A 16091-nucleotide genomic window follows, 5' to 3' on the forward strand; every position below is an offset into this window, starting at 1 on the left:
AACGTAGCGATTTAACGCTTAGACTGGTCAGGTTGGAGATGAGGATTCCCTCAAGCTCCCGCTAGAAAGCTCAAGCGTTTAGCGGTGAGTTCCTGACTTCTTTCCTTGGAAAAAAGGCGCTTCCATGTTAAAAAGCAAACCTTCGATAGGTGTATAGTCCACTACATTTTACCATCTTATGGGTTGTTATGGGGAGATTGTCTTATTTTCAAATTAAGCCAATTTTGCGATGAATGATGAGAGATACTCCTCCGAAGGCGATCTGGTAAAAACAAAGCTAGAATAGTATAATTTTCTCATCGTAGTATGCTAGGGGTTAGAATTTGCGCCTTTAACGACAGAGGAAAATTAGGTATGGCTGAACTAAAATTTGAAAACCAACAAATCATTACAGATTTAAACAAAATTCAGACTGAACTTGCACCTTTATCGATTAAACTCGATCGCTGGCCGATGGGAGATAATCCGCAAACCAGGGACTTGCTTGCAAAAGAGTCTTTAGACGAACCAGAAAAAGAGTCAGTATTGCAGGAATTAGACCATTATTTCCATCAATTACAAGCAGAAGGTGGATATCAAAGTCGAGATATTATTGTTTTGCACCCTAATATTCCTCAACTGGACGAACTATTATCAAAATTCGCTAAATGTCATACTCACGATGATGATGAAGTGCGTTACATTGTGGATGGAGAAGGCATATTTGGCTTTGTGCGATCGGATGCTTCTCAAATTGCGTTAAAAGTGGAAGCAGGGGAATATATCAATGTACCGAAAAATACGGAACATTGGTTTTATTTAACATCGTCGCGACGCATTAAGGCTGTACGGTATTTTACCGGCACAGAAGGATGGGTGCCTCGCTATACTAATACGGAGGTTCGAGTCTAAATGAAGGCACAATGGTTGCAAGAGGAAGAGACACAATTGAAGGCGATCGAGCTTTCAAATGCAGTTCGTTTTTTTGGAAGTCGCGGTTGGACTCCTGCGACCAGTTCTAATTTTTCATTCATTGCAGATCGACAACGAAATGTATTTGCAATTTCTCAATCAGGACGAGATAAAACCCAATTTAAACCAGAAGATTTAATGCTGGTTGATGAAGCTGGAAAAACTATAGAACCAGAAACTGCAAAACCTTCAGCAGAAACCTTAATTCATCTCAGTATTTATAATTGGAAATCCGTTGACTGCGTTTTTCATACCCATTCTCCTGCGTCTACAGTCCTATCAAAAAGGTATCTCAAATCGGGGGAAAATTTTGCTGAGTTTCGAGAAATTTCCTTTGAAGGTTACGAAATTCAAAAAGCCTTTGCAGGAATTAATAGTCATGAAACAAAAGTAACGCTTCCTGTATTTCCCAATTCCCAAAATATGGTTGAATTTTCTGAAAATTTAACTCAATATTTAACTCAACATTTAACCGATCGTGATGAGTTATTTGGATTTGCGATCGCGGGTCATGGTTTATATACTTGGGGAAACACAATTCAAATGGCAAAACGCTATGTTGAAGCCTGGGAATTTCTCTTCGAGTGTCGTTTATTGGAGTTAAGATTGGGATGACAATAACACTGACAGGAGTAAGCTATATTTTGTTGGATATTGAGGGGACGACTTCCGATATTCAATTTGTCCATAAGGTCATGTTTCCTTACTCGAGAGAAAGGCTGAAACAGTTTGTTTTAGAAGCCCAAAATTTAGAGGTGGTGACGACGGCGATCGCATTAACAAAGCAAACGGTTAAAGCAGAAAAAGATCGAGATATCGAGTTAAATGAAGCGATCGAGATATTAATCGAATGGATCGACAGCGATCGCAAACATCCTGCATTAAAATCAATTCAAGGACTGATTTGGCAAGAAGGCTTTGAAAGCGGTGCATTTCATTCACATCTTTACCCAGATGTCAAGCCTCGACTCGAAGAATGGCAACGATCTGGTCTACAGTTAGGGATTTATTCTTCTGGGTCGATCGGAACACAAAAAATGTTTTTCAGTCACACTTTAGACGGAGATTTGACCCCATTATTTTCTCATTATTTCGATTTGACAACTGGGAATAAAAAAGAAGCGCTTAGTTACCAAAAAATTGTTAAGATTTTAGGCTTTTCTGCTGCTGAAATCGTATTTTTTTCAGATGTTCCAGCAGAATTAGAGGCTGCAAGGGAGATAGGTTTACAAGTTGTTCATGTGAAGCGATCGGGAACTGAATCTTGGTGTGAAGTGCCGGAAGTGGAGTCTTTTCAAGAGGTATTTATTCACAAGGGATAAGATTCAAAACTTTGCTGCGATCGCGCTATTATGATGTAGGAGATGAGATTGAAAAACAGAAATCGAATTTAGAAACTAACTGTTTAGATGCTGGAAATCTTAACTAAAAATTCCTGATTCAATCACAGAATAAACTCTCTCGGGTTGCAACTCCCGTCACCGGATTAATGCCTTTAGCGCGATCGCACATCAAACTAACTTGATAACGATCTAAAATAGCCTCGGAAAAATCTGCTCCTGTAATATCAGTATCAACAAAGTGGGTACTGGTTGCAATAACATTAGTTACGATCGCATTGCTTAAATCAGAAGACTCAAAATTGACCCGATCCATTAATGCACCGCTCAAATTTGCACCGGATAAATCTGCCTTGACAAAAGTAGCTTTCGTCAAAATTGTTCCTTGTAGATTAGCATGATTAAAATTACATCTTCGTAAATCTGCCCCTGCAAAACTTGCACCCGACAAATTTTGCCCAGAGAAATCGCGATCGCGCAATTGCGTGAGTGTATAGTTAACAGTATTCTCTTGTGCTAAAGCCGGACGTGCGCCGAGAATTAACCAAAATACCGCCATTAATAAAATAGCTAACAATCCGAAGAAACGCTGCAACCAGATTTTGAATTTATTTTGAACTCGATGCTGTTGTCTCATGGCAAAACTTTAAAAATCATGAAAAATATTGAAGAAGTTTTAAAATTTGTTGAATCATCAGTTTATTCTACAACAGAGGAACATCTCAACAATCTTTAACGGATTATCCTGCGCGAATCATGGCAAAGGAGCAACCCATTCCACAGATACAGGAATTTACAGGGATCATCTCCATCGATGCCTTTGGTATTTTCAGCAGCATCCTTCGCTGTTAGAAGCCTTTAAACAGGTCGTCGAATCCTATTTTATCTATTTACACTCGCGCTATTTACACTCGCGAGAGAATAAGGCATAGTAAAAAGCATAGACTCTGATGGGTCTTACCCCCTACCTGCTAAGATCCATGTTCAAACCTTCAGAATTACCGGATTCTCACACCATTATTCCTATGAACCTGCAAAGCAGCATTGAAAAAATTTTCGCGACGGGAAAAATTACCCTCCGCGATCGCCAGGTCTTGCAAAATGCCCTTTTGAATGATTCTGCCCTAACCCACGAACAAAGCGATCGCGTGCGTGCCATTTATGAGCGCGTTAGAATGGGGTTTATTCGCGTGGTAGATTAATTTTTTGCCCGCGATCGCCCCTTCAAGATACCCTAGGGTTTCATTCTCAAGTGCGATCGCGAAACCGAGAAACTCCCGCAGCAGCGAGGGAAATCAAAAGAATTGCCAGTGTTGCTCTTAAGGTTAACATTTCTCCCAGTACCAACAAACCAGCAAGGGCAGCCGCAACGGGTTCCAAACTTTTTAAGATACCAAAAACATTGAGAGGAAGCGATCGCAATGCGACCAAAAAGGCACAATAATTTAAAATTCTCGCGGATCTGAAGTGTTAATTTGGGTCGCCAAAGAACAAAAAGGAGAATTGCAGCAAAACCTAACTCGCATAAATAACACTCCTCCTGCTCCAACCTCTGGAAAGAGAGATTTTGCGAAGGCGGCTCCTCCTTGCATTGAGACAATTGCTAACAAAGCTAAAGCGATCGGAGGCACAGAAATACGGGCAGCAATTCGACTCATCACCATAGGGTAAAGTTGAAAAATGGGGGTAGATTATTAGGATCGCAAAAGAAGCACTTATCGATCGCGAAGATTTCCCCTCTTGCCTGCGATCGCCCCTTCACCTTACCCTAGAAGCAAGTCCATCCCCTTATTGCTATGAGTTTCTCAGAAATATATCCCGTTATTTGGGAAGGCGATCGCGCCATTCTCATCGACCAAACGCGCCTTCCCGCCGAATATACCACTGTGGCCATCGCCGACAGCGATACCATGGCCAAAGCCATTAAAACCATGATCGTGCGCGGTGCCCCGGCGATCGGGGTTGCGGCGGCCTATGGAATGTATTTGGGGGCGAGGGAAATTCAAAGCGGCGATCGCGCAACTTTCCTCGTAGAATTGGAAGAAGTCGCCCAAAAACTGCGCCAAACTCGTCCCACCGCCGTTAATTTATTCTGGGCGATCGCCCGTCAACTGCAAACCGCCCAAGCAACATCCGGTAGCGTAGAAGAGATTAAAGCCGCATTGTTAGAAACCGCCCAAGCCATTCAAACAGAAGACCTACAAACCTGTAAAGATATTGGCGATAATGGCTTAAAAGCGCTGCCAAAAACGCCGCAAAAACTAACTCTTTTAACCCACTGTAATGCTGGAGCTTTAGCAACGGCAGGTTATGGAACTGCTTTAGGTGTCGTGCGATCGGCATGGCAAGGCGATCGCCTCACTCGAGTCTATGCTGACGAAACTCGCCCTCGTCTTCAAGGAGGAAAACTGACCTCTTGGGAATGCGTACAAGAAGGCATTCCCGTAACAGTGATTACTGATAATATGGCGGCGCATTGCATGAAACAAGGCTTAATTCATGCGGTTGTTGTGGGAGCCGATCGCATTGCTGCCAATGGTGATGCCGCCAATAAAATAGGAACTTATGGACTCGCAGTTATTGCCAAGGCACATAATGTACCCTTTTTTGTTGCTGCACCCCTTTCAACTGTTGATTTTAAGTTAGAAACAGGAACAGAAATTCCCATTGAAGAAAGAGATGCAAAAGAGATTTATCAAGTAGGAGAAACTCGGCTTTGTCCCGATGGCGTTGATTTTTATAATCCTGCTTTTGATGTCACTCCTGCAACTTTAATTGAGGCAATTATTACCGAAAAAGGAGCCGTAAAACCAGAAGAATTAAAGAAGTTTCAGGCATAAAAATAATATAAAATAAGTTAATAAAATAAGTTAATAAAATAAGTTAATCATTCTGATTGAGGGAATGTTTCAGAACGATTAACTTATGATTAACTTACTCAAGAATCATGCGGATGGCGAGACTCGAACTCGCACGGGCTAGCCACACGCCCCTCAAGCGTGCGTGTCTACCAATTCCACCACATCCGCGCTTTCGTTTGACAGTTAATGAGTATAACAGATTTTAGGGGCAAATTGCAATCATTTTGCTAAAGAAAGTTCCCGTTGTTTTTTGGGCAACTTAACATAACTCGCCACAATTTTACGGAACTCATCCCCCTCAATAGTTTCTTGGTCAATTAAGAGATCGACCAGGCGATCCATCACCGGACGATGGACGCGGATAATCTCCCGAGCCTTTTCGTAACCCTCAAACGCCAGCGATCGCACAGCGCGATCGATTTTCGCGGAGACTTCCTCGGAATACTCCGATCGCGTTTGCCAACCTCCCCCCAAGAAAACCTCATTATCCGGGGGTTCTAAAGCCATTGGTCCCAGGTCCGACATCCCGTAGCGCGTGACCATCTCTCGGGCGATATTGGCAACAGCGCGAACATCACCCATTGCACCAATGGTTACTTCTGCATCCCCAAAAACCTCTTGTTCTGCTGCCCTTCCCCCCAGGGAAACCGTAATGCGATCGAGCAATACCGCACGGCTGAAGTTACCGCTATCCAGGGAATCCTCATCTAATAAAGGTTGGGCAAAACCGCCAATTCCCCCCGATCGCGGAATAATTGTCACTTTACTCAAAGGAAAAGTATTTTCTAGTAGAGTCATTAAAAGGGCGTGACCGACTTCGTGATAGGCAATGAGACGCTTTTTCTTGCCATCAAGTAAAGGATTTAAGGTCATACCAATGGTGACGCGATCGATCGCATCGTCCACTTCCAGAGGAGTAATTTCCTCCTTACGACGACGGGCAGTTAAAATAGCAGCTTCGTTGAGCAAGTTCGCCAAATCTGCCCCAGATAAACCAGGCGTTTTACGGGCAATACTGTCCAAAGAAACGTCGGAAGAGACTTTTTTGTTTTGGGCATGAACTTCCAAAATGCCCAAACGTCCTTTGTAGCCGGGTAAATCTACCATTACTTGGCGATCGAAACGCCCCGGACGTAATAAGGCAGAATCTAAGACATCAGGACGATTGGTTGCCGCAATAATAATAATCCCCGTATTGCCTTCAAAGCCATCCATTTCCGTCAGGAGTTGGTTAAGGGTTTGTTCTCGTTCGTCATTGCCTCCCCCGATCCCGGCACCGCGTTGGCGACCCACTGCATCAATTTCATCGATAAAAATCAAACAAGGGGCATTTTCCTTGGCTTTGCGGAATAAATCTCGCACCCGCGAAGCCCCAACTCCCACAAACATCTCCACAAACTCCGATCCCGAGATGCTAAAAAAGGGAACCCCTGCTTCTCCCGCAACGGCTTTTGCCAAGAGAGTTTTTCCCGTACCAGGAGGACCAATGAGCAAAACCCCTTTGGGAATTCTCGCACCAATAGAGGTAAAGCGTTCGGTTTCTTTCAGGAAAGTGACGACTTCTTGCAATTCTTCTTTGGCTTCATCAATACCGGCAACATCATTAAAGGCGATGCCCGTTTTGGCTTCCATTTGAAACCGCGCCCGAGACTTGCCAAAATTGAGCGCTTGTCCCGAGGAGGCCGCCGATCGCCTCAAAATCATAATGACGATGAAAAAGAGAATAAATAAAAGCGCAAGATTGGCAATGAGTCCCAGGGTTGCGGAGGGGTCGCCAGATGGCTGTACGTCAATCTCTATGCCTTGTTTTCGTAATTTTTCGACCAATGTGGGGTCTTCGTCGAACAATTTAATTCTCGTCGGTTCCTCTTCCCCGCGAATCTCAACTTTAGCGACTCCTGTGGAAGGATCGAGTTCAACATTCAGAACATCCCCTTTTTCCACTTTTTCGAGGAGTTGAGTGTAGGAAAGAGGTTCTTTTTTTTCTTGGGCGATCGCGGGCATTCCCGTCAGGCAACTCTGAAGGAGAACCCATGTAGCGGCAATACTGAGTAGAGGACGAAGAGAGGGCTTTCTACGAGAATTTACCGAGGGGTGCTTGGGATTATGGTCTGTATTAATGAAGTGCTGTTTTTTCAAAGTAGGCGCTTTCATGGAGAAACTCATACTGGAGAAATTCATACTGGAGAAATTCATCAAAGAAGTTCATCAAAGTTGCTTGTCGATCGCATAGCGATGCTAAAGCGCGATCGCTCAACTGCTAACCATTTTAGCTGAAATTTAGCTGAAAATATAAGTTTCCCAGAGTTTTCATTTATATCGGGATGACAGGATTTGAACCTGCGGCCCCTTCGTCCCGAACGAAGTGCGCTACCAAGCTGCGCTACATCCCGGCGCAAAATATTTTTTCCTACAGTTGCGGATTATAACACCTTTTTTCTCCCTTTTTAAGAAGATGAAACACGATCGCCAGACAAAATCTTGAGTAAATTATCTAATTCGATCAATTATCTTTAGGGGTTTGCCACTAAGTTCTGTAAGATAGGCATATTATACAGGGAAGTTCGAGAAGATTTGCCATGTCTTTAGATAGCCTCAAACCCGCTCAGAAAGCAGTGTGGATGGTATATCAACCTTACTTTCAAGGGCAGAAACGCCAAATTCTCCCTTATGCGATCGGCCTCTACCAAACAGGTTCTCTCGAGGGAGAACGCCCCATTGAAGGCCGAGAGGAAGGCGTTCCTTTTGTTGCTACGTGGTTTGTTTCCAAACTCCCGGCAGAACTCACTCGCTGTCGCCTGCAATTTGATGGCAATGCGGAACTCAGTTACGAAGTCGATATGCAAAATTCAGACTTTGTAGATCACTTAATTGAAGTAATTGCGAGTTACAAACGCACTAAAGTTACCGATTTTTCTAGAGGTTTTTATCGTAAATTATTACGAGCCGAAGGATAAGTCAACAGGATAAGTCAACAGGATTCAGTCAAAAAAATTCAATCAATTAGAGTACAAAATGCAACGGAGTGAGGGTGATGCCGAAGACCAAATGTTTATTAGTCGGATCGACTGAAGTGTACGGTGGGAAGTCCGCAACGATTATCGGGATAGCCCATCAACTTCAGCAAAAAGGAGTCGAGATCGGTTATGGAAAGCCTCTGGGAACCTATCCCAGTCAAAGTCTGGATCGGAATCTTACCGGTACAAGCGAAGAGGATGTTCGTTTTATGGCGGGCGCACTCCATCTTTCAGAACGCCACCGCAAAGCCCCAATACTCTGTTTGGATGAATTAACTATCCGCAAACAGTTACAAAACGGACAGAGGCAAGATAACACAAAACTACTCGATACTTACGTTAGTAATATCGCAGGGGATTTAATTTTGCTTGAAGGTCCCTCGACTCTTTCGGAAGGGCAGCTATTTGATTTATCGTTGAACCAAATGGCCGAGCAATTGGATTCGTCAGTTTTATTGGTGGCACGGTATCATTCCCTAGAATTGCTCGATCGCCTCCTAGCTGCCAAAATTAGCTTAGGCGATCGCCTTTTAGGGGTTTTGATTAGCGATATCCCTGAAGAGGATTGGCAAGGGGTAGAAACGGAGATCCAACCGTTTCTAGAAAGACAAAATATCGAGGTTTTTGGTCGATTACCTCGCAATAATCTCTTACGCAGTGTCAGTGTTCGCGAATTGGCCAAGAAACTGAAGGCTAAAATTCTCTGTCGGGAAGATCGCTTGGATTTAATGGTGGAAACCCTGACAATTGGGGCGATGAATGTAAATTCGGCTTTGGAGTATTTCCGCAAGGGTAAAAATATGGCTGTGGTAACGGGGGGCGATCGCAGCGAACTACAATTAGCGGCTTTGGAAACCTCAACTAATTGTTTGATTTTAACGGGTCATGCCCCTCCCCAAGATTTTGTTCTCACTCGCGCTGAAGATTTGGAAATTCCCATTTTATCTGTTGATTTGGATACATTGACAACGGTGGAAATTGCCGATCGCGCTTTCGGCCAAGTTCGCTTACAAGAAGCCATTAAAGTAGATTGTATTCGAGACTTGATGCAGCAGCATTTTGATATCGATCGCCTGATGAAGGCTTTGGTATTAGAACCTGCAACAGTAGAAGTGTAAAACAGGCAAGGGGCAACAGTTACTCGTTATAGGGGCGATCGCGCATTTCGCGATCGCTTTTTTATTTCTCTCATCACAAAGCTAAAAACGACGGGTGCTTAAACGAATGCGATATTCTTGCACAACAGGTTCACTACCCATATAAGTTGGTTCAAATTCCCATTGTTCGATAATTTTTATCGCTAATTTCTTGGCTTTTTCTAAGGGAATATTACCAGAAAGAACTTGTATAGATTCTGGATAAACTGAGGGTTTACCATTACTGTCGATCTCCGCAACAACTTCGATCGCAAATTCTCCCTCAATATTAAGTCCGAGGGGAGTTAAATAGTCGATCGCGTTCAATTGTTTCTCATTTTGTTTGCGTCTTGCAAGGCGATCGGGAATATCGCGATCGCCTTGAGTGAGTTGCAGATCGCCAATAGTTGCTATAAAGCGATCGCCATCGGAGGGAGTGGGGGTTTCCGGTGAAGGGGTTGGAGTCGGTTTAGGGGTTTCTGGTGAAGGAGTTGGAGTCGGTTTAGGGGTTTCTGGTGAAGGAGTTGGAGTCGGTTTGGGAGTTTCTGGTGGAGGAGTTGGAGTTGGAGGTTTTGGGGTTGCTGGTGGAGGGGTTGGAGTTGGAGGTTTTGGGGGTGGGGTATTTTTTCGAGGGGAAGGAGTTGGAGTTGGAGGTTTTGGAGGTGGGGTATTTTTTCGAGGGGAAGGAGTTGGAGTTGGAGGTTTTGGAGGTGGATTATTTTTTTGAGGGGAAGGAGTTGGAGTTGGAGGTTTTGGAGGTGGATTATTTTTTTGAGGGGAAGGAGTTGGAGTCGGAGGTTTTGGAGAGGTTTTAGGAGTAATGCTTTTGGGATGAGTTCTTTTTTGGGTAGAGGAAGAGACAGCAGCAGAAACTAAAGATTGTTTTTGGCTGCGATCGCTTTGCTTGGGGACGCGAGTGGGTTGAGTTTTCGGTTTTTCTGCTGCGATCGCGATCGTTTCAATAGGGACAATTATTTCTCCTGCATGACCGGATTTTTCTGCCAATATTGCCGATCGCAACATCCAGAATAAGCACAGATGAAACGCGATCGAAACAAAAGTTACACCGATCCAAAGTCCTGGGGGATCGCTGTGGTGAGGTTTAGGAAGAATAATTGTTTTGATTTTGAATTGCGATCGCATAATTGATATAGCAAAAACACCCATTCACAAACTTCAGAGGTAAACAGGAAGAATCGGGATAAATTGTGCCAATTCTGTTTTTGTTTGTCTTTTCAGGAGGATTGCGATCGCAAAACCTAAATATTATCTTTTCTCTTGGCATACTCGTGCAGTTCGCGAGCGTAAATCACAGCTTTTCCATCGCAAGCAGCCGCTCCAGTTTCAAGACCTTCAACGAGGTATTGTGTACAAAGAGAAAGCATCGCACCATCCTGCTGAAAGGAAGTTTGAGTAGCAGTAGAAGAAGTCAGCACTACTCGCCCTTCCGCACTGAGTTCCCTTAAATATTATCAATAGAAACTAACCCATCCGCCCTCATTTCTCGTATTTTATCTTTGAGAAAACGAAGAATCTGATAAATTGTATGTTTTATTTGAGCAGCATCAGATTCTTGATTAAATTTCACAATATCAGACCATTCTCCTTCTAAGACATCTTCTACAAATCTGCTATATTTCGGATGAGAACCTTTGTGAAAACTTGCAGGTAATACAAGACGATTGTCAGGATGGTCATTATAAAATACGTTGAGTCTATTTGCTGCCAACAATAATTTACTCGTCTTAAACAATTGAAATGGAATGATATGATGTGCTGGGTAATCTTTTTCTCCTTGAAAATGCTTTGAACGAAAAACATTCTTGATTTGATCTTTTTCCTCAGCAGTATACTTATCAGTTATATTGTCCAAGAATAAACGTATCAGCGTAAATTCTTCAGGGCTAACTCTTAGAGACAGTATTTCTTTGTGATTTTTGTCATGAAAAAACTTTAGTTCTCCACTACTAGAATCCCATCTCATTCTGTAGCTACCTGGAATAATAGCAAGATATTTTAAAATTTGACTATTTGGTTGTATTTTGATTTTGAAAAATTCATGTGACATAATTATTTCTCCAATGACATTAAAATTAAGAGAAGTAAAAACAATCTTTCAAATTCTTCTTCATCAAGAAGAGAACCTACTTTTTTATTGTATTTTGATCTATCTAAATTTCTTAACTTGCGTATCGTTTCAGATTGTTCAGGGTCAAGTTTTCCCGCTTGTTCCATTTTTTTCATTTCTTCAATTGCGTCTTTAAAATTTTCTTGAAATTCTTCAAAAGAAGAGTCTCGAATAGCTTTACGAAGATTATCTGGATTAATTATTTGATTCTGAGGCTTCGGAAATTTAACCCCTATTAGTGATAAGCAAAGAAAAATAAGAAATATAGCTATCATTACTGTCGTTGCCAAAGGGTATATATACCAATAAAAACCGGGATAATATAAACTATTTCCGCGCAATTTATCTATCACAATCCCAATAAAGCCATATATACATATAGCTATTGGAAAATAAAATAAACAATTTGCTAAAATTTCCGAAAGATTTTGATTCCCAAGTTCTCCTGAAAAGAGAAATAGGAGACAAGCGAGTAGGGCATAGGTAATATACCAACTGGTTACTACACGAATTCCAAATTTGGAAGGTAAAGTAAAAGAGCCTGGAGTGACATACTTAATTATTAAATTCACTATCTTATTTCCTTTGCCTAAATTTAACTATTACAATATATTATGACTTCGCAAAATATACTTCCTATAAAGTATATGATTTTTATGTAAAGTCCGTTCTAATTTTAGACTAATTTAATATTTTTTGTGATCATCACTTAACAGATAAAATGTAGATTAAAAAGTTCTCGCTAGTAATACGGACATGAATGAGCAGATTCTCCGGAATTTTGGCACTGAATATGCAATTAATTTTGTATATAGTCATTTCAGTTAAGTCTGAGAATTTTCGATCCCCCTAAATCCCCCTTGTTAAGGGGGACTTTCGGAAAATAGTGTTTTATTCTTATTTGGAATGACCATAACTACTTATCTTGATTATCCTGCATTTCCTGTAGCGTCCTCCAACCCGCATCCCAAAGTTCATCATTTTTTAACTGTTTTGCATTCAACCAAAAACGAACAGTGGGATCGCAAGAAGCAACCATCTCAGCAAAAACCCAACGGCCTTCATTTTTACGATTGACCACTTGAAAATGTCGCCAACCCCATGTTTTTTGTTTCGCCGTCCACTTTGACCCCAATAAATGAGGTAACTTTTGTTTTTTAGCCATCATCCTCGCAAAGCCCGTCTTGCTTTACCAATGAAACGTGCAGCGAGAATTCCCCCAATAAAGCCAAACAGATGACCCTGCCAAGAGATACCCGGTTGAGAAGGTAAAATGCCCCAAACTACTCCCCCATATAGAAAGAAAACTAAAACAGAGAGAGCAATAGAAGTAAAATTACGCTCATAATAGCCTCGGAAGAGGAGAAAACCCAAGTAGCCATAAATCAAACTACTCGCACCAATGTGAAACGAACATGGCTGACCGAAAACCCAAGTTCCTCCTCCCGCAACAACCATCACGATCGCCGTCACAATAAAGAAATCGCTGGTTTCTTGCAGCATCACAAACCAACCTAAAATAATGAAAGGGACAGTATTGGCAATTAAATGTCCCCAACTACCATGCAGAAACGGTGCAAACAAAATCCCTCGCAGTCCGATGGGATTATGGGGGATGATACCATATTGGCCTAAGCTGCATTGCCCAATTCTCCCTAAACTGCATCGTCCAATTTGGGCAGCATTGCCCAGCATACAGCTTAAGGAACTATGGTCAACGATCGCCAGAATCCAGAAAATCGCGACAAAGGTTCCCAATATCCAAAAGTGGTTTTTTAACTCGCGTGCTATTGATTTTTCCTCTGGGTTGCTCATGGTTGCTTCTCATCACATCTTTATCTTTTATTTTAAGCGACAGATCGAGGAGAAGTGCAAAGGAAAAATCCTCTTGTTATCGCCACATCACTCATCCTCGAGCCTAATTCTGTCATGCAAAAGCATGGATCGAGATTTAAACTATCAATTAGTTACGAAAATTATTGTCTAAAATATCTAGAAAATCGAGAATATTGCTCGAATTATTTTAAACAGAGAAAAGGAACTTGTTGATTGCTATATTTATTTTTAGGAAAGAAAAATACAATTCTTTATTTTCCTGTGTCACTGGGCATGACAGCCAGTAGAATAAAGGGGTTTGAGAGGATATCCCTGTATTTTTTCGAGAATTAGGCGATCGCGATCGCCTAAAATGCGTAAAATTATCAAATCAGAAGTTTTCAAAATCTTCTGTTGTATTCATTGTTGGTGTTTTGAGGAGTCAGTATCTCGTGAAATCCCAAAGTAATCTCGAAAAAGCCCTATCTTCGGCATTATTGCTAACCAGTTTAGGTATTTTGGCCGATCCGGTTGTTGCTGTAACCACAGCCTCTTCCGAACGCTCTACTTTAGAAGTTCCCTCTTCCCTTTTGGCGATCGGTGAGAACCAATTGAACCCCAAGCAAATCTCGATTCAATCCCTATTAGCAACAACGCAAATTTCTCCGATTGCCATTCTAGCGAATGGTACTGTAAACAACGACATTTTAGAAGCAGAAGCGATCGTCTTAGCGAATACCTCATCAGAGTTATCAGACCAGTTTGATCGCCCCATTCTAGCAACAGCTTCACAAAACATTCCCCTGCATCCCCTGACTCGTTCTGCCCTCTTAGAATCCGGTTTTGATACGCTGATTCCCATGAGTGTCGTATCTCAGCCCCAAGTGCAGAATCTCGCTGCTGCCAAAGTTGAAGCCAATCCTAACGCGATCGCAGCAACAGAAACAAAGATTGCCGTCACCCCCGAGGCTTTACCCGAAGTTGGGCCTTCCCTTGTCATCCCCCCCGAGGAAACCCTCGATCCCGATCCGATGGCACAAGTTAACGATGTCTTCGAGTTGCGAGATGTGTCTCCAGGAGATTGGGCATTTCAAGCCTTAAGCGATCTGATCGAGCGCTATAGTTGTGTGGCTGGATATCCTAATGGCACATTTCGCGGCGATCGCGCTATGACCCGCTATGAATTTGCTGCCGGGTTAAATGCCTGCTTGCAACAAATCGAGCGGATTTTAGCCGCAGCCACCAGCGATCTCGCCACCAAAGAAGACATGGAGGTACTAGAGCGCCTCATGCGAGAATTTGAAGTGGAACTGGCGACCATCGGTACAAAAGTCGATAATTTAGAGGGTCGCGTTCAATTTCTCGAAGATAATGCCTTTTCCACCACCACCAAGCTCTTCGGACAGGCAATTCTCGGGGTAACGGCACGCAGCGCCAACAATAACTATAATTTGGCGGGTAATACCTTTATCGATCAAGATACAGAAACGACCCTCCTTCATAATGTTCAACTCAGTCTTTTTACCCAATTCAGTCCCCGCAGCCTCTTATTGACCAGTTTTCAAGCAGGAGATGGGAGTACCGTCACCCCGAGTTCGCGATCGCTCTTTAACTATGTCGGTTTAGCTTTTGAAGGTGACAACGACAACGATTTTCGCTTAAGCGACCTTAACTATCGCCATCTCATCACCAATAACTTGGCCCTGATGGTGGGTCCGAAAGGAATGTCCCCCGTTAACGTTTTTCGAGGCACCAACCGCGTCGAAAGTGCAGGAAGCGGACCCATTTCTCGTTTTGCCCAGCGTAACCCCATTCTCAGCATCGGCAATGGTGATAGCGGCATTGGTTTCGACTGGCAAATTAACAATAGTTTGAGCCTGCAAGGAGTCTATGGCGCAAATTTTCTCGCGGATGGGATCAACGGGAGTTTATTTGGTGGGGATTTCGCCTCGACGAGTGTTGGGTTGCAATTAGTTGTTTCCCCTTCGGATAAGATTGATGTAACCCTGCAATATATCAATGCCTACGATCCCTTTGGCTTTTTGGGGACTTCTGTTGGGGACGATCGCCTCGTCATCGGCAATAATTCCAGTACCAGCACCAACCTACGAGCGCCCATGACTACCAATGCTTTTGGTATTGGTCTAGAATGGCGTATCATTCCCGAAGTCACTTTTGGTAGTTGGTTTGGTTACACCGCTTCCGATTATGTTGTGAGTGAAGGCATCATCGATACAATTAATTGGATGACTTTCCTCAACTTCAATGATTTAGGAGGTGAGGGGAATTTATTAGGCATCTATTTCGGACAGCCACCGCGCATTATTAGCAGTACAATGCCGGCAGCAAATAATGCGAATAATATCCAAGCTCGTAATGTTCCCAGTTTCTTTTCTAATGGGGAAATCCTCACGGCTCCAGGAGGCGGTCAACCTGGACGAACCTATCACCTTGAAGCATTTTATCGTATCAAAATAACGGATTATTTGAGCATCACCCCTGGGGCGATCGTTCTCTTTAATCCTCTGCATAACAGTGCTAATGATACGATTGTGATTGGAGCATTAAGAACAACATTTACGTTCTAACTTGAACTCTATCGGGGCGTTTAATTAAACGCCCCTACATCATTCGCTTAGGCGATCGCTTTCTAAGGAATTAACAACATTTTGAAATGCGGCGATCAATTCAATGGTAATGGCTTGTCGCAACAATGAGTTGAGAATAGTCTCATCTTCCAGGAGTGCGAGCATCTTGCTCGCTATTTCTACAAAACTACAATAACCAATAATTGAGGTAGTGCGAGCATCTTGCTCGCTATTTCTACAAAACTACAATAACCG

Annotated in this window: 20 protein-coding genes and 2 tRNA genes; 10 read left to right on the plus strand and 12 right to left on the minus strand. The window is 42.7% G+C overall.

Features of this window, described 5'->3' with window-relative positions:
• Positions 1-354 precede the first annotated feature (354 nt).
• The 3 genes from JUI58_RS01630 to mtnC are packed head-to-tail and all read left to right on the plus strand — an operon-like array spanning position 355 to position 2273.
• A complete protein-coding gene (locus JUI58_RS01630; RefSeq protein WP_204101999.1) occupies positions 355-891 on the plus strand; it encodes a cupin domain-containing protein in 537 nt (178 codons plus the stop codon).
• Positions 892-1566, plus strand: coding sequence for a methylthioribulose 1-phosphate dehydratase (gene mtnB, locus JUI58_RS01635; RefSeq protein ID WP_204102000.1), 675 nt, complete (start codon positions 892-894; stop codon positions 1564-1566). It begins immediately after the preceding gene.
• A complete protein-coding gene (gene mtnC / locus JUI58_RS01640; protein ID WP_204102001.1) occupies positions 1563-2273 on the plus strand; it encodes an acireductone synthase in 711 nt (236 codons plus the stop codon). The genes mtnB and mtnC overlap by 4 nt, the downstream gene beginning before the upstream one ends.
• Before the next feature lie 118 nt (positions 2274-2391).
• Here mtnC and JUI58_RS01645 read toward each other — a convergent pair whose 3' ends face one another.
• Entirely contained in the window at positions 2392-2928 is a 537-nt protein-coding gene (locus JUI58_RS01645) for a pentapeptide repeat-containing protein (RefSeq protein ID WP_204102002.1), read from the minus strand.
• A 49-nt stretch (positions 2929-2977) separates the two neighbouring features.
• On the opposite strand from JUI58_RS01645, the gene JUI58_RS27540 reads away from it, so the two are divergent.
• Entirely contained in the window at positions 2978-3223 is a 246-nt protein-coding gene (locus tag JUI58_RS27540; RefSeq protein ID WP_204102003.1) for an AAA-like domain-containing protein, read from the plus strand.
• A 48-nt stretch (positions 3224-3271) separates the two neighbouring features.
• A complete protein-coding gene (locus tag JUI58_RS01655; RefSeq protein ID WP_204102004.1) occupies positions 3272-3493 on the plus strand; it encodes a hypothetical protein in 222 nt (73 codons plus the stop codon).
• 46 nt (positions 3494-3539) lie between these two features.
• Here JUI58_RS01655 and JUI58_RS01660 read toward each other — a convergent pair whose 3' ends face one another.
• Positions 3540-3743: an EamA family transporter gene (locus tag JUI58_RS01660; RefSeq protein WP_348539816.1), complete on the minus strand. Its 204-nt coding sequence runs from the start codon at positions 3741-3743 to the stop codon at positions 3540-3542.
• A 15-nt stretch (positions 3744-3758) separates the two neighbouring features.
• On the opposite strand from JUI58_RS01660, the gene JUI58_RS01665 reads away from it, so the two are divergent.
• Together JUI58_RS01665 and mtnA are read left to right on the plus strand one after the other, a co-directional pair.
• The gene (locus JUI58_RS01665; RefSeq protein ID WP_204102006.1) at positions 3759-3962 is read left to right on the plus strand and encodes a hypothetical protein; all 204 of its coding nucleotides are present in this window, start codon (positions 3759-3761) and stop codon (positions 3960-3962) included.
• A 125-nt stretch (positions 3963-4087) separates the two neighbouring features.
• The gene (mtnA, locus tag JUI58_RS01670; protein ID WP_204102007.1) at positions 4088-5131 is read left to right on the plus strand and encodes an S-methyl-5-thioribose-1-phosphate isomerase; all 1044 of its coding nucleotides are present in this window, start codon (positions 4088-4090) and stop codon (positions 5129-5131) included.
• Positions 5132-5239: 108 nt separating this feature from the next.
• On the opposite strand, the gene JUI58_RS01675 is transcribed toward mtnA, so the two are convergent.
• From JUI58_RS01675 to JUI58_RS01685, 3 genes are all read right to left on the minus strand, one after another.
• Positions 5240-5320 (minus strand) — tRNA-Leu (locus JUI58_RS01675).
• Between the two features lie 51 nt (positions 5321-5371).
• Complete coding sequence (gene ftsH, locus JUI58_RS01680; protein WP_275414289.1) at positions 5372-7306, minus strand: ATP-dependent zinc metalloprotease FtsH; 1935 nt, start codon at positions 7304-7306, stop codon at positions 5372-5374.
• A 165-nt stretch (positions 7307-7471) separates the two neighbouring features.
• Positions 7472-7545: transfer RNA gene (locus JUI58_RS01685), tRNA-Pro, on the minus strand.
• Between the two features lie 186 nt (positions 7546-7731).
• Here JUI58_RS01685 and ebsA point away from each other — a divergent pair.
• Both ebsA and JUI58_RS01695 read left to right on the plus strand, forming a co-directional pair.
• The gene (gene ebsA, locus JUI58_RS01690) at positions 7732-8109 is read left to right on the plus strand and encodes a type IV pilus biogenesis protein EbsA (RefSeq protein ID WP_204102008.1); all 378 of its coding nucleotides are present in this window, start codon (positions 7732-7734) and stop codon (positions 8107-8109) included.
• A gap of 77 nt (positions 8110-8186) precedes the next feature.
• Entirely contained in the window at positions 8187-9287 is a 1101-nt protein-coding gene (locus tag JUI58_RS01695) for a phosphotransacetylase family protein (protein WP_204102009.1), read from the plus strand.
• Between the two features lie 81 nt (positions 9288-9368).
• Here JUI58_RS01695 and JUI58_RS01700 read toward each other — a convergent pair whose 3' ends face one another.
• The 6 genes from JUI58_RS01700 to JUI58_RS01725 form a co-directional block, all read right to left on the minus strand.
• Positions 9369-10472, minus strand: coding sequence for a hypothetical protein (locus tag JUI58_RS01700; protein WP_204102010.1), 1104 nt, complete (start codon positions 10470-10472; stop codon positions 9369-9371).
• Positions 10473-10564: 92 nt separating this feature from the next.
• Positions 10565-10741, minus strand: coding sequence for a hypothetical protein (locus JUI58_RS01705; RefSeq protein ID WP_204102011.1), 177 nt, complete (start codon positions 10739-10741; stop codon positions 10565-10567).
• A gap of 26 nt (positions 10742-10767) precedes the next feature.
• Positions 10768-11373, minus strand: coding sequence for an AHH domain-containing protein (locus JUI58_RS01710; RefSeq protein ID WP_204102012.1), 606 nt, complete (start codon positions 11371-11373; stop codon positions 10768-10770).
• A 2-nt stretch (positions 11374-11375) separates the two neighbouring features.
• Positions 11376-12005, minus strand: coding sequence for a hypothetical protein (locus tag JUI58_RS01715; RefSeq protein WP_204102013.1), 630 nt, complete (start codon positions 12003-12005; stop codon positions 11376-11378).
• A gap of 344 nt (positions 12006-12349) precedes the next feature.
• Positions 12350-12598: a TIGR02450 family Trp-rich protein gene (locus JUI58_RS01720; RefSeq protein WP_204102014.1), complete on the minus strand. Its 249-nt coding sequence runs from the start codon at positions 12596-12598 to the stop codon at positions 12350-12352.
• Positions 12598-13248, minus strand: a complete 651-nt coding sequence (locus tag JUI58_RS01725) for a rhomboid family intramembrane serine protease (protein WP_204102015.1) — start codon at positions 13246-13248, stop codon at positions 12598-12600. The genes JUI58_RS01720 and JUI58_RS01725 overlap by 1 nt, the downstream gene beginning before the upstream one ends.
• Positions 13249-13700: 452 nt before the next feature.
• Here JUI58_RS01725 and JUI58_RS01730 point away from each other — a divergent pair, with 452 nt between their 5' ends.
• Entirely contained in the window at positions 13701-15836 is a 2136-nt protein-coding gene (locus tag JUI58_RS01730; RefSeq protein WP_348539815.1) for an iron uptake porin, read from the plus strand.
• Between the two features lie 39 nt (positions 15837-15875).
• Here the strand turns inward: JUI58_RS01730 and JUI58_RS26890 are convergent, their stop codons facing one another.
• Positions 15876-16001: a hypothetical protein gene (locus JUI58_RS26890; RefSeq protein ID WP_275414290.1), complete on the minus strand. Its 126-nt coding sequence runs from the start codon at positions 15999-16001 to the stop codon at positions 15876-15878.
• Positions 16002-16091 lie beyond the last annotated feature (90 nt).

The organism is Spirulina sp. CCY15215 (genome assembly GCF_016888125.1).
In the GTDB taxonomy this organism is placed as follows: Bacteria; Cyanobacteriota; Cyanobacteriia; order Cyanobacteriales; family Spirulinaceae; genus CCY15215.